Source organism: Nocardiopsis sp. ATB16-24 (assembly GCF_030271535.1).
Classification (GTDB): Bacteria; Actinomycetota; Actinomycetes; order Streptosporangiales; family Streptosporangiaceae; genus Nocardiopsis.
This window is the reverse complement of sequence record NZ_JASCXJ010000017.1, coordinates 26,103-39,856: the sequence shown is the minus strand read 5'-3', so window position 1 is coordinate 39,856 and position 13,754 is coordinate 26,103. Positions and strand designations below refer to the sequence as shown.

Here is a 13,754-nt window from a genome sequence, read left to right as displayed (position 1 = left end):
GCTCAGACGCGTCCGCGCGGGGCAGGCGTGGGCTCCCGCGCGGGCGAAGAGCGAGCCGTGGGACCGGGGAACGGCTCCGGGCGGCGCTCCGGGGCGACCGCGGGACGCACGAAGGTACGTGGCGACAAGGTGATCCGTCGTCCTGTCACCCTGTCGACATGTCGTCAGGCCGACCTTCGTACCGTCTCCGGCTTGGGAACGCGGAGTCCCCGAGCGACCCACAGGGCACTGATCGCCAGGTAGGCGACGGCCATGGCGGTGACCACGACGGGGCCGACCCCCGAGGGCGGGATCAGGGCCGCGGCCAGTGCCGCGCCGAGCACGAACGTGGCGTTGAACATCACGTCGTAGACGGAGAACACCCGTCCCCGGAACGCGTCGTCGACATGTCGCTGGACCAACGTGTCGACCGTGACCTTCACCCCCTGGGAGACGAAACCCAGGCAGAAGGCGGCCACCGGGAACAGCACGGGTGAGAACGGAAGTCCGAACACCAGCAGGACCACGGAGGCCACGGCCAACTGCGAGGCGATCCACGTTCCCTCCGCCATCCGTGCGGTCGCCCAGGGGGTGGCCACGGCCCCGAGGAGGAAACCCGCGCCGGAGAGGCCCATCGCCACGGAGAAACCGGCCAGGCCGGCCACGCCGCCGCCGGTGAAGGTGTTGTTGTACAGCAGCAGGGTCATCACCGTGGAGACCCCGAAGAGCACACGGTGGGCCCCGATCGTGGCCAGTGCGTCCCGGGGTTCGGGGCGCGCCCACAAATGCCGTACGCCCGAGAGCATGCCCCGCACGACGTTGCGGACGGCCGTGCGGACCTCCTCGGGCTCCGACTCCAAGTGCGGTCCCAGTTCCCGGTGGCGCAGCGTCAGGGACACCAACGCGGCGCCGGCGAAGCCCAGCGCGGCCACGAACAGGATGGCTCCGGTGCCCAGGGCTTCGTCACCGCCCAGGAGCCCGATCGCCGCACCGGTTCCCGCGCCGAGGAAGCTCGCGGCGGTGCCGCTGGTGGGGGTCACCGCGTTGGCCATCATCAACTTCTCCCGGGGCACCACGTACGGCAGCCCGGCGGACAGCCCGGACAGGAAGAAGCGGTTGACGCTCAGGACCAGGAGCGCGGCGACGAAGAAGGCCGGGTTCTCGCCACCGGCCACCACGAGCGCGCTCACCGCCGCGAGCGCCGCCTTGGCCAGGGACGACAGCAGAAGGACCTGACGGCGGGGCCACCGGTCGATCAGCACCCCGGCGAACGGGGCCACCACCGAGAAGGGCAGGAGCAGCACCGCGAAGGCCGCGGCGACGGCTCCGGCGCTGGTGTGCTGTTCGGGGGTGAAGAAGACGAAACCGGCCAGCCCGGCCTGGTAGACCCCGTCGGAGAACTGCGAGACCAGCCGGGTACCGAACAGCCGGCGGAACCGGGATCCCCGAAGGACCACGCGCAGATCGCCGAAGAAGGACACCTCATCAGGGTAGGGCGTGCCCGGAGCGGGGGATCCCAGGCCGCGGCGGCTCCCGGCCGAGTGCCGCCGCGGAACGGAGCACTACTCGCCGGCGATGAAGCGCTCGACCCTCTCGTGCGCCTCGGCGTCGCTGTACTGCTCGGGCGGGGACTTCATGAAGTACGAGGACGGGGCCAGGAGGGGGCCGCCGATCCCGCGGTCCTTGGCGATCTTCGCCGCGCGGACCGCGTCGATGATGATGCCCGCGGAGTTGGGGGAGTCCCAGACCTCCAGCTTGTACTCCAGGTTCAGCGGGACGTCGCCGAACGCGCGGCCCTCCAACCGGATGTAGGCCCACTTCCGGTCGTCCAACCACGGCACGTGGTCCGACGGGCCGATGTGCACCGAACCCGCGTTCAGCTCGTGCGGGATCTGCGAGGTGACCGACTGCGTCTTGGAGATCTTCTTGGACTCCAGACGGTCGCGCTCCAACATGTTCTTGAAGTCCATGTTGCCGCCGAAGTTGAGCTGGTAGGTGCGGTCCACGATCACGCCGCGGTCCTCGAAGAGCTTGGACAGCACACGGTGGGTGATGGTCGCGCCGATCTGCGACTTGATGTCGTCACCGATGATCGGCACCCCCGCCCGGGTGAACTTCTCGGCCCACTCGGGGTCGGAGGCGATGAACACCGGAAGGGCGTTGACGAAGGCCACACCGGCGTCGATCGCGCACTGGGCGTAGAACTTACCGGCCTCCTCCGAGCCCACCGGGAGGTAGGAGACGAGCACGTCGGCCTTGCTGGCCTTGAGGGTGGCGACCACGTCCACGGCGTCCTCGGGGGACTCCTGGATCATCTCGCGGTAGTACTTGCCGAGTCCGTCATAGGTCGGTCCGCGCAGGACGGTGACGCCCGTCGGCGGCACGTCGCAGATCTTGACGGTGTTGTTCTCACTGGCCGTGATGGCGTCGGCCAGGTCCTGGCCGACCTTCTTGGCGTCCACGTCGAAGGCCGCGACGAACTCGACGTCGCTCACGTGGTACGGCCCGAACTGCACATGCATCAGGCCGGGTACCCGGGACTCGGGGTTGGCGTCCTTGTAGTAGTGCACGCCCTGGACGAGCGACGCCGCACAGTTGCCGACGCCCACGACGGCTACACGTACCGAACCCATTGGTCCTTGCTCCTTCTTCTTCGCGAACATGGATTCCACGGCGCACGACGACGGGCCCGCGACGATGGCGGTGAGTCGTCCCACGTTCGTTTTCCGTATGTGGTCAGCAGCGCACACGGCGTTTCTGTTCCCCCACCGTGCGGGCTGTCACGGACGTGGTCCTCTTCCACTGCCCACAAGAGCGGGGGAACGTGCATGTCTGGCTGTTTTGTTCAGGTCTGACTCTATCCCCGCCCACCGGCGGGCCCGCATGTCAGGCCGGGGACGGGCCGCGGCGGGGGCGTTCGGCCCCGGTCAGAGGGGTGGACTTTCGTGGACACTGGGGGGAAAATCTCACAGGCACGCCCCCACCTGCCTCGATGCCGCGTCCGGGTCCGTGCGCACGTGCACGCCACTCTGCCCCTCCCCGCCGTCCAGGCCGCCCTGAACTGGCATGACGGGCGATTCCGGGGAGATCGCGACCAGGTGTCCCATGACGCGCGATAATCTCACGCTTGGGTTGTGCTAGACCGTTCGATCGCTCTAACGTGACCAGTGATTTGCGTGCGTAGCCGGTAGAGCCCCCGGACCGAGCCCCTGCCACGGCGGTGTTCCGTCGGCACGGAAGTAACGGCACGGGCCCGTGCTCCCGCAGGCCAACGATCAGGAGGAACCAGCGGCCAACGCCTTCGTGACCTGTTGATGAAAACCCCCGCCTGTACTCGGGCGTCCTTTATCAAGCCTTGAACGACAGGCAGACAACGGTGGACACGGCCGCACCGGGCCGTTCCACGCCGGTCACCGCGAGAGAGCAGGTCGCGGACCACCGACCCCCAGGGGGACCGTTCCCCCGCTTCCACCAAGGAATCGTCAGGCCGACCGGCCGTGAGAGGCAATCGAGGACCACGTGAGTACCGAAAGACGACGGAACGCCGAAGGCGGCCGTCGCCGGGCCGAGGGCCCGGCTGACGGTCCACGCGGCGGGCGGCGCCGGGCCGACGGCCCGGCCCCAGGTGAACGTGCCGGAGGTTCCCGCCGCAGGGCGGACGCCGAGGGCGGTTTTTGGGGAGAGGACTCCGGACCCGAGAGTCCGCGCCGGAGGCGACCGCCGGAGCGGGAGGCCGGTTCGGAGGGGCGCGGCACCCGTCGCCGCGAGGAGGAGCGTCCCCGCCCCGAGGGACGGCGCCGACGCCCCGACGACATGGACCGTCCCCGCCGTCGTCCCGAGGGCGAACGCCCCCGGCGACCCCAGGACGGCGAGCGTTCCCGTTCCGAGGGCCAGCGTCGTCGACCGGCCGAGGACCCCCGGGGCCGTCGCAGGGCTCCGGGGAACGGTCCGCGTGATCCCCGTGAGCGCGGACGCGAACGCGAGCACGCCGCACGCTCCGAGGGACGCAGGGCCCCGGGGCGCGGTACCCGTGCCGCGGGGGGTTCGGGGGGCAGGGGCGGCGGTGGCCGCCGCCGCGCCCGCGAGGAGGAACCGGACGACCGTCCGTGGTTCAAGCGCTTCCTGTCCAAGGTGTGGAAGCCCGTCCTGGCCTTCTGCGGCCTGATGATCATCGGCGGCGTGGCGGCCTTCGCGATCCTGTACTCCCAGGCTCCCGACGTCGGGGATCTGGACGAGAAGGCGGAGACCCAGCTCAACGCCACCCAGGTCATGTGGGCCTCCCAGGGCGAGGAGGAGCCCGAGGTGGCCTTCACCACCGGTGAGGTCAACCGGATCAGCGTCGACCGCGAGGAGATCCCCCCCACCGTCATCAGCGGTGTGCTCGCGGCGGAGCAGCTGACCTACTACGACGACCCCGGCATCAACATCGCCGGTATCGGGCGTGCCCTCCTCTCGGGAGGCGAGGCGGGCGGTGGCTCCACCATCACCCAGCAGATGGCCCGCAACTACTACGACACCCTGTCGAACGAGCAGACCATCACCCGTAAGGTCCGCGAGATCTTCATCGCGATCAAGCTCGCCCAACAGGAGGACCCGGACAAGATCCTCGAGGCCTACCTCAACACGATCTACTTCGGCCGCAACGCCTCGGGCGTCGAGGCCGCGGCGCAGGCCTACTTCGACAAGAGCGTGTCCGAGCTCGACGACGCCGAGGGCGCCTTCATCGGCATGATCATCCAGCAGCCGAGCGGCTTCGCCAACCCCGAGCCCGGCAGCTGGCACGACAGGTACATGCGCGGCGAGCGCTGGGACTACATGAAGGACCAGCTGGCCAAGCTGCACGAGATCGACCCCTCACTGGGGCTCCCCAAGAGCGAGGCCGACGCCCTGGAGTTCCCCGAGCCGGTCCCCTACGACGAGGGCGGTAGCGACCCCAAGGTCGGCTACATGTACAACGCCATCGTCGCCGAGGTCGAGGAGCGTTACGAGGGCATCGACGGCACGGACATCGCCACCAAGGGCTACGTCATCGAGACCTCCCTCGACCCCGAGCTGATGCAGGCGGCCACCGACGCCTTCGACGTCCTGCCCCCGGGCGCGGACGACACCATGTTCGGCCTGACCGCCGTCCGGCCGGACACGGGGGAGATCGTCGCCTTCAACGGAGGCCCGGACGCCTCCCAGGTGATCAACAACTCCCTGACGCACCAGACCCAGGCGGGCTCCTCGTACAAGCCCTACGTGCTGGCCGAGGCGCTCAGCCAGGGCATCGGCCTGAAGAGCGTGTTCGACGGCGACTCCCCGCAGGAGTTCCCGGGGTTGCAGAACTCCGTCCAGAACGCCGGCGGCGCCAGCTACGGGCCGGTCGACCTGATCCGGTCCACCGCGGACTCGGTCAACACCTCGTTCGTGGAACTGGCCATCCAGGTCGGTACGCAGCAGGTCGACGACCGTGCCGTGGCCCTGGGCGTGAACCCCGACCGGATCACCACCTCCACCCGTGGTCCGCTGATCGCCCTGGGCACGCACCAGGTCAACGCGCTGGACCAGGCGTCCGCCTACGCGACCTTCGCGGCCGGGGGCAGGCACTACCCCGCGCACATGGTCCGGGAGGTCCGCGACATCGACGGCAACGTGATCGAGCCCACGGACAAGGAGGAGATCGAGAGGGGGGTCGAGGCGATCAGCGCCGACGTCGCGGCCGACGCCACCTTCGCCATGACCCAGGTGGTCGAGAACGGCGGTGGCGGTAACGCCGCCCTGTCCGACGGTCGTCCCGTCGCGGGCAAGACCGGTACCTCCACCGACGCCGTCTCCGCGTGGTTCGTCGGTTACACCCCCCAGCTCTCCGCCGCGGTGGGGCTGAGCCGACACAGCGCCGAGCCCCTGTACTTCGAGGGGATGAGCAACGACGAGGTCTTCGGTGGAGGCACCTCCGCGAAGGTGTGGAAGGCCTTCATGGAGGTCGCCATGGAGGGGGAGCCGGTCGAGCAGTTCCCCCCGCCGAAGTACGTCGGCACCGAGCAGAGCTTCGTGCCCTCCCCGAGCCCGAGCGACGACGCCTCCGACGAGGAGAGCGCGGAGCCCAGCGACGAGCCGACCGAGCTCGACCCGTGCGAGCAGGACCCGTACGGGCCGGAGTGCGAGGAGGAACCCGTCGAGGAGGACTGCCACCCGCTGGACTGGCGCTGCAACCAGAGCCCTGAGCCGGACCCGCCGCACGACTGCGCCGGTCCCAACCCGCCCGAGCACTGTGAGAGCATCCCCGGCCCGGGCGAGGACCCCACGGACGGCGAGGACGACGAGAGGCCGTCCTGGCCGTGGGGGCGCGGTGGCGCCAGCGGTACCGAGAACAACAGATTGCTCACCCTGGGCCGTAACGACTGACACCGTGACGGGCTGAGATGGCGAGGGCGTGGGGCCGGTGCGAGCGCACCGGCCCCACGTGTCTTCCACGGACCCTTGCGCCCCGGCGCCGTCCACAGGCGGAACAAAGGTGGTGTCCGTCTGCTGATAACCTTGCCTCCCGTATGGCTCAGAGTCCGCGGGGCGTCTGCCCGAAGCGGCGCGCACACCACGGACTCCTGCCCTCCTGCCATGGAGATTCCATGGCCGCGACAGTCCAGAGGAGGAACGTACGCCTATGCGTCGTTACGAAATCATGATCATCCTCGACCCGAACCTCGACGAGCGCACCGTCGCCCCGTCGCTGGAGAACTTCCTCGGCGTCGTCCGCAACGACGGCGGCTCGGTCGAGAAGGTCGACATCTGGGGCAAGCGCCGCCTGGCCTACGACATCGAGAAGAACTCCGAGGGCATCTACGCGGTCATCGACCTCAGCGCCAAGCCCGAGACGGTCAAGGAGTTGGACCGTCAGCTCGGTCTGGCCGAGGCCGTCATCCGCACGAAGGTGCTCCGTCCCGAGGCCCGCTGAGGCGGCACCACACCCCTGGCCCCGACACCCCCGCGCTTGTCAGTACCGGCGGGGATGATCGGGGGAACAGGCGAAACCGCCTGATCCGACTACCTCGAACCGGAGCCCATCCATGGCAGGCGAAACCCAGATCACGCTCGTCGGCAACCTGGTCGACGACCCTGAACTGCGCTTCACTCCCAGTGGAGCCGCGGTCGCCAACTTCCGTGTGGCCTCGACCCCCCGCACCTTCGACCGACAGTCGGGGGAGTGGAAGGACGGCGAGTCCATGTTCCTCACGTGCACCGTCTGGCGGCAGTACGCGGAGAACGTGGCAGAGAGTCTCCAGCGCGGTATGCGCGTCATCGTGCAGGGCCGCCTGAAGCAGCGTTCGTACGAGACCCGCGAGGGTGAGAAGCGGACCGTCTTCGAGATCGACGTCGAAGAGGTCGGCCCGGCCCTGCGCAGCGCCACCGCCAAGGTGACCAAGACGCAGCGCCAGGGCGGCGGCGGTTTCGGCGGTGGCGGCGGTTTCGGTGGCGGCCAGCCCCAGGGCGGCGGCTACGGGAACCAGGGCGGCGGCTTCGGCGGCGGCCAGGGCGGCGGAGGCCGCAGCGGTCCCCCCGCCGACGACCCCTGGGCGACCAACAGCGGCGGTGGTGGCGGCGGTTTCGGCGGCGGAGGCTTCTCCGACGAACCCCCGTTCTAGCCGGTCCGAGGTCTCCCGAGGTCGGTCCGCAGTACCCGGCCGGGCGCCCCGAGGCGCCAGGTCGTTTTCCACATGTCCCAGCCCATCCCCGGAAGGAATCCGGGGCTCTTGCGAAGGAGCACCACGATGGCGAAGCCGGCAGTGCGCAAGCCCAAGAAGAAGGTTTGCCTCTTCTGCCACGAGAAGCAGTCCTACATCGACTACAAGGACACCACGCTTCTCCGCAAGTTCATCTCCGAGCGTGGCAAGATCCGTGCCCGCCGCGTCACGGGTAACTGCACCCAGCACCAGCGTGACGTCGCGACCGCGATCAAGAACGCGCGCGAGGTGGCCCTGCTGCCCTACACCAGCAGCGCCCGCTGACGGCGATATCGAGGGAGGTTTTTGTCGTGAAGCTGATTTTGACCCACGAGGTCAACGGTCTCGGAGCCCCCGGCGATGTCGTCGAGGTGAAGGACGGCTACGGCCGCAACTACCTGATGCCCCGTGGTCTCGCCATCCGGTGGACGCGCGGTGGTCAGAAGCAGATCGATCTGATCCGGCGTGCGCGCTCGGTGCGTGAGGTCCGGACCCTGGAGGAGGCGCAGCAGATCGCCGGGCAGGTCAACGCTCTCACCGTGCGCCTCAAGCAGCGCGCCGGCGAGGGTGGCCGCCTGTTCGGATCGGTCACGCCCTCGGACATCGCCGAGGCCGTCAAGGCCACCGGTGGTCCCGACCTGGACAAGCGTCGGATCGAGATCAAGAACCCGATCAAGACGGTCGGGAACCACAAGGCTCAGGTCCGCCTGCACCCCGAGGTCTCCGCGACGATCAAGCTGGACATCGTCGGCGCCTGATCCGGGCATCGAACGCGTCGGGCCCCGTCTCCTTTCCGAGGAGGCGGGGCCTTCGCCGTTCCCGGCTTCGACGAACCGCCCAGTAGGGCGGTGCTTCGTGCTCCCGGTCTCACCCATTGACACGCCGTGGTCGCGGAAAGCGGCCCTTTGGTTACTCTTTGTAATTTATCGTGTCCCTGTGTGGGTGTCGTATGTTGCGTCATCCCGCACGGAGAGGACGGCAGACCTATGCACGAGGAAAGCAGAGACGAGTCGGGCCGACGCACACGGGTGGACCGCAGGACCCTTCTGCGGGACAGCGCCCTCGTCGCCGGAGGAGTGCTCCTCGGTGGGATGACGGGGATCTCCACTGCGGGCGAAGCCTCCGCGGCCACCGGACCCAAGGTGTACACACGCGCCGACTGGGGGGCCCGCGAACCGACGAGCAGGATCGATGTCCTGGGGCGAGGACCCACGCACATCGTCGTGCACCACACCGCCACGGCGAACGTGTCCAGCACCTCGACCTCGCACGCCGCCGCGCTCTCCCGCAACATCCAGCGTCACCACATGGACGGCAACGGATGGAGCGACATCGGGCAGCAGCTCACCATCAGCCGCGGCGGACACGTCATGGAGGGCCGGGACCAGACCCTGCGCGCCATCAGCGCGGGGCACCACGTGGTCGGCGCGCACACGGCCGACCACAACGGGCACGCCATCGGTATCGAGAACGAGGGCACCTATACCTCGGCGACCCCGCCCCGGGTCCTGTTCTCCGCACTGGTGGACACCTGCGTCTGGCTGTGCCTGGCCTACCGACTGGACCCCGAGCAGGCCATCGTGGGCCATCGCGACTACAACCCCACGGGCTGCCCCGGGGACCGGCTCTACGCGATGCTGCCCCGGCTGCGTTCGGAGGTGCGAAGGAGGATGCGCGGACGCCTGAGCCACCAGGCGGGCGCCGAGCCCGCGGTGGAGGAGCTCCCGACCTACCCCACGGTCCCGCTCACGGAGAGCACGGCGACCTTCTACCACGGTCCCACCGTCGGAGGGAACGACACGGCACCGTGAGCGCGCGGCCCGCCGGTGCGTGGACGAGGGGCTCCGTCACGACCGGGCGGAGTCCCTCGTCGTTCAGGTGCGGCTCGCGCCGGTGACCAGCCACGCCGTGCCCCTCGCCCGGAGGCCCAGTGTGAGGGCGCGGGCCAGGATCCATACGGCGAAGGCGATCCACAGACCCACCAGGCTCCACACCGCACCGCTCATCACCTGTGGCAGGACCAGGGCGAAGGGGAGGAAGGCCAGCATCGTCCACAGGGAGGCCCACGCCAGGTAGCGCTGGTCCCCGGCGCCCATCAACACGCCGTCCAGGACCATGGTCACCCCGCTCAGGGGCTGGATCAGGGCGACCACCACCAGCGAGGCCATGATGAGCGCCCGCACCTCGGGGTCGGAGGTGAAGGGGAGCCACGCCCACGGCAGGACCAGCAACACCATCACCATGAACACCAGACCCAGCATCACGCCCCACTCCACCATGCGCCGAGTGGCGTCCCGGGTCCCCCGAACGTCCCCGGCGCCCAGGTAGCGGCCCACGATCGCCTGTCCGGCGATGGCGATCGCGTCCATGGCGAACACCAACAGCCCCCAGATGTTGTGGCTCACCTGATGCGCGGCGATCGACGTGTCGCCCAGCCGCGCCGCCACCGCGGTGGTCACCAGAGCCACCACGCGCATCGACACGCTGCGCAGGAACAGCGCGAACCCGGCCGAGGCGGAGGAACGCAGTCCGGCCGCGGTGGGGGCGAGGGAGACGCCCACGCGCCTGGCGGATCGGATGATCATCGCCGTGTACCAGAAGGCGCCCGCGCCCTGGGCGATCACCGTCGACCAGGCGGAGCCCGCCACCCCCCAGTCCAGGACGAGCACGAACAGCGCGCACAGCAGCGCGTTCCCGGCGTAGGAGGCGACCGCCACCACCAAGGGCGTACGGGCGTCCTGTAGACCGCGCAGGACACCCGTGCCGGCCATGACGAGGAGGAGGAAGGGGGTGCTGAGCAGGCTGATCCGTAGGTAGGTCAGGGCGTGCGGAGCCACGCCCTCGGAGGCGCCGAGCGCGTCCACCAGGACCGGCCCCAGCGGCCAGCCGATCGCGACCGCCCCGATCCCCAGGAGGACCGCGAGCCACATGCCGTTCACACCGTCGCGGACGCCGCCGGGGATGTCGCCCGCCCCCATCTTGCGCGAGACCGCGGCGGTCGTGCCGTAGGCGAGGAAGATGCAGACGGCCACCAGGGTGAGCAGTACCTGGCCGGCGACTCCGAGCCCACCGAGTTCCTGGGTCCCCAGGGTGCCGACGATCGCCGAGTCGGTGAGCAGGAACAGTGGTTCGCTGATGAGGGCGAAGAAGGACGGGATCGCCAACGCGAAGATCTCGCGGTCATGGCGGTGCCGGAAGGGAGCGGCCGAGAGCGGTTTCAGCATGGCGAACCCACGGTATCGGACAGGGGTTCTACACGGATGTGGAGTTGTCCACAGCTACTCGCGAGCCTGTGGATAACCTGTGGAAACACGTCCTGTGAGGCATCTTGCACGCCCTGCCTGTGTGGCATGTTTTCGCAGGTCAATGGCTATATGCGAGGGTCGTGGCAAAGTTATCCACAGGTGATGTGCACAACCTATGTTCGCAATGCCCCACGAGGCACCGGACATGGTGGTAAGGGACTCGTCCACAACCCTCGGCCGGGGCGTCCCTTGCACTCGTCATGGGGCATCCTGGAAGGGGCGGCCCGTTCCCGGGCCCGTTGGAGTTCCGTCCTGGGGGAGAGCGTTCGTGAGTGTGGCTGAGCAACCACCCGAAGAAGGCGGATACGAGCGCACCCCACCCCATGACATCCAGGCCGAGCAGAGCGTGCTCGGCGGCATGCTGCTGTCCAAGGACGCCATCACCCAGGTCGTGGAGATCATCCGCTCCGCGGATTTCTACCGCCCCGCGCACCAGATCATCTACGACAGCATCGTCGACCTCTTCTCCCGGGGTGAGCCCGTGGACGCCGTCTCGGTGAACGCGGAGCTGACCAAGCGCGGCGAGGCAGCCCGGGTGGGCGGTGCGCTGTACCTGCACACCCTCACCGAGGCCATCCCCACCGCGGCCAACGCGGGGTACTACGCCAAGATCGTCTCCGACCGCGCGATCCTGCGTCGTCTGGTCGAGGTGGGCACCCGCATCGCGCAGATCGGTTACTCCGGCGACGGGGAGGTGGACGATCTCGTCGACCACGCGCAGGCCGAGATCTACAAGGTCGCGGAGAAGCGCACGGGCGAGGACTACCTCGCCCTGGCGGACATCATGCCGGGGGCCCTGGACGAGATCGAGGCCATCAGCGCCCACGACGGCACCCTGACCGGTGTCCCCACCGGGTTCGCCGACTTCGACGCGCTCACCAACGGTCTCCATCCCGGTCAGATGATCATCATCGCCGCACGGCCCGCGGTGGGCAAGGCGCTGGCCCTGGACACCCCGCTGCCGACCCCCGACGGGTGGACCACCATGGGGGAGGTGGAGGTCGGCGGCAGGCTGATCGCCGCCGACGGCACGCCCACCCGCGTGGTCGCGGCCACCGAGGTGATGACCGATCGTCCGTGTTTCGAGGTCGTCTTCGACGACGGCACCACCGTCGTCGCGGACGCCGAACACCAGTGGTCCACCCACACGCACGCCTCACGGCACGCCGTCCGGGAGGTCGGGACGGGGGACGCCGCTCCAGGGGCCCTTCCCCAGGTGCGCACCACCCGCGAGATCGCCCGGACCCTGAGACCTGAGACGGGGGAGCGGGGAGCGAACCACTCCGTGGCCAACACCGCCCCGGTCGAGCTGCCCGAACGTGAGCTTCCCCTGCCGCCCTACTTTCTCGGGGTCTGGCTCGGTGATGGTGCCTCCCACGCGGCCCGGATCACCGTCGACGACCCCGAGATCCTGCTCCACGTCGAGGCGGAGGGGCTCGTCACCAAACCGGCCGACCCCACCGGAGCGGTCTTCGACGTGCTCTCGCCACTCGAACACGACGGTGGTGTCCCGGCGCTGCTGCGCGCCCTCGGTGTCCTGGGGAACAAGCACATCCCCCAGGAGTATCTGCGCGCCTCGGTCGCCCAGCGCAGAGCGCTCCTGGCCGGGCTCCTGGACGCCGGCGGAACGGTGGAGGCCGACGGCTCCCTCCGCTTCCAGACCACCGACGAGTGTCTGGCGAACGGGTTCGGGGAACTGGTGCACAGCCTGGGACACCGCACGCGGACGTCGACCGAGCGGGTCCACGGCGGTGCGGAGAGCTCCTCCACCCGTCACACGGTCGTCTTCGCCTCCACGGAGGAGGTCTTCAGGACCGAACGTCGGCGCAGGGCTCACCGGGAACGGGGCGCGGACCGCGAACACGTACGGATCGGCTCCCGGTTCATCACCGAGGTGCGCCCGGTGGCGAGCGTTCCGGTCCGCTGCGTGCAGGTCGACCACCCCGACCACCTCTTCCTGGCCACCCGGTCCATGATCCCCACGCACAACTCCACGCTGGCTCTGGACTTCGCTCGCGCGGCGTCGATCAAGAACGACATGACCACGGTCTTCTTCAGCCTGGAGATGGGGCGTAACGAGATCGTCATGCGCCTGCTGTCGGCGGAGGCACGCGTGCCGCTGCACACCATGCGCTCGGGACTGATGACCGACGAGGACTGGGCCCGGTTGGCCAGACGCATGGGGGAGGTGGCCAACGCCCCTTTGTTCATCGACGACTCTCCGAACATGTCGATGATGGAGATCAGGGCCAAGTGCCGGCGGCTCAAACAACAGCACGACCTCAAACTGGTCATCGTCGACTATCTCCAGCTGATGAGCTCACCCGGTCGGGTGGAGAGCCGGCAGCAGGAGGTCTCGGAGATGTCCCGGTCCCTCAAGCTCCTGGCCAAGGAGCTGGAGGTTCCGGTGGTGGCGCTCTCCCAGCTCAACCGTGGTCCCGAGCAGCGGACCGACAAGCGTCCACAGGTGTCCGACCTGCGTGAGTCGGGAAGCATCGAGCAGGACGCCGACATGGTCATTCTGCTCTACCGTGAGGACGTGCACGACAAAGAGTCACCGCGCGCGGGTGAGGCGGACATCATCGTGGCCAAGCACCGTAACGGTCCCACCGCCGATGTGACCGTGGCCTTCCAGGGGCACTACAGTCGATTCGTCGACATGGCGCCCGGCTAGACGGACCGGCGAGGGCGGGCTCGCCCCACCACGGTGAGCCTCTATATCGGTCAGTCGAGATGCCTGTTTATGGTCAAACCGATTTGTCGACAAATC

10 protein-coding genes are annotated in these 13,754 nt (G+C 68.9%); 7 read left to right on the top strand and 3 right to left on the bottom strand.

Translation table 11 applies throughout. The features are described from left to right. Positions 1-164 precede the first annotated feature (164 nt). Positions 165-1,460, bottom strand: a complete 1,296-nt coding sequence (locus tag PFX91_RS17550) for an MFS transporter (protein ID WP_285733254.1) — start codon at positions 1,458-1,460, stop codon at positions 165-167. Between the two features lie 81 nt (positions 1,461-1,541). Next, entirely contained in the window at positions 1,542-2,612 is a 1,071-nt protein-coding gene (locus PFX91_RS17545) for an inositol-3-phosphate synthase (protein WP_285733253.1), read from the bottom strand. 886 nt (positions 2,613-3,498) lie between these two features. On the opposite strand from PFX91_RS17545, the gene PFX91_RS17540 reads away from it, so the two are divergent. From PFX91_RS17540 to PFX91_RS17515, 6 genes are all read left to right on the top strand, one after another. Then, on the top strand, positions 3,499-6,366 hold the full coding sequence (locus tag PFX91_RS17540) for a transglycosylase domain-containing protein (protein WP_285733252.1): 2,868 nt from the start codon (positions 3,499-3,501) through the stop codon (positions 6,364-6,366). Between the two features lie 256 nt (positions 6,367-6,622). Continuing rightward, positions 6,623-6,913, top strand: a complete 291-nt coding sequence (rpsF, locus tag PFX91_RS17535; protein WP_285733251.1) for a 30S ribosomal protein S6 — start codon at positions 6,623-6,625, stop codon at positions 6,911-6,913. 112 nt (positions 6,914-7,025) lie between these two features. Beyond that, positions 7,026-7,601, top strand: a complete 576-nt coding sequence (locus PFX91_RS17530) for a single-stranded DNA-binding protein (RefSeq protein ID WP_285733250.1) — start codon at positions 7,026-7,028, stop codon at positions 7,599-7,601. A gap of 126 nt (positions 7,602-7,727) precedes the next feature. After that, positions 7,728-7,964 (top strand): 30S ribosomal protein S18, encoded by a 237-nt coding sequence (rpsR, locus tag PFX91_RS17525; RefSeq protein ID WP_285733249.1) that lies wholly within the window; start codon positions 7,728-7,730, stop codon positions 7,962-7,964. A gap of 26 nt (positions 7,965-7,990) precedes the next feature. After that, a complete protein-coding gene (gene rplI, locus PFX91_RS17520; protein ID WP_285733248.1) occupies positions 7,991-8,437 on the top strand; it encodes a 50S ribosomal protein L9 in 447 nt (148 codons plus the stop codon). Between the two features lie 228 nt (positions 8,438-8,665). Continuing rightward, the gene (locus PFX91_RS17515) at positions 8,666-9,490 is read left to right on the top strand and encodes a peptidoglycan recognition protein family protein (RefSeq protein WP_285733246.1); all 825 of its coding nucleotides are present in this window, start codon (positions 8,666-8,668) and stop codon (positions 9,488-9,490) included. A 63-nt stretch (positions 9,491-9,553) separates the two neighbouring features. Here the strand turns inward: PFX91_RS17515 and PFX91_RS17510 are convergent, their stop codons facing one another. Further along, complete coding sequence (locus PFX91_RS17510; protein WP_285733244.1) at positions 9,554-10,903, bottom strand: MATE family efflux transporter; 1,350 nt, start codon at positions 10,901-10,903, stop codon at positions 9,554-9,556. A 349-nt stretch (positions 10,904-11,252) separates the two neighbouring features. On the opposite strand from PFX91_RS17510, the gene dnaB reads away from it, so the two are divergent. After that, positions 11,253-13,658 (top strand): replicative DNA helicase, encoded by a 2,406-nt coding sequence (gene dnaB / locus PFX91_RS17505; RefSeq protein WP_285733241.1) that lies wholly within the window; start codon positions 11,253-11,255, stop codon positions 13,656-13,658. Positions 13,659-13,754 lie beyond the last annotated feature (96 nt).

Coding starts and splice junctions, on each gene's coding strand:
- PFX91_RS17545 (WP_285733253.1), bottom strand. CDS start 2,612: ATGGGTTCGGTACGTGTAGCCGTCGTGGGCGTCGGCAACTGTGCGGCG.
- rpsR (WP_285733249.1), top strand. CDS start 7,728: ATGGCGAAGCCGGCAGTGCGCAAGCCCAAGAAGAAGGTTTGCCTCTTC.
- PFX91_RS17515 (WP_285733246.1), top strand. CDS start 8,666: ATGCACGAGGAAAGCAGAGACGAGTCGGGCCGACGCACACGGGTGGAC.
- PFX91_RS17530 (WP_285733250.1), top strand. CDS start 7,026: ATGGCAGGCGAAACCCAGATCACGCTCGTCGGCAACCTGGTCGACGAC.
- rpsF (WP_285733251.1), top strand. CDS start 6,623: ATGCGTCGTTACGAAATCATGATCATCCTCGACCCGAACCTCGACGAG.
- PFX91_RS17510 (WP_285733244.1), bottom strand. CDS start 10,903: ATGCTGAAACCGCTCTCGGCCGCTCCCTTCCGGCACCGCCATGACCGC.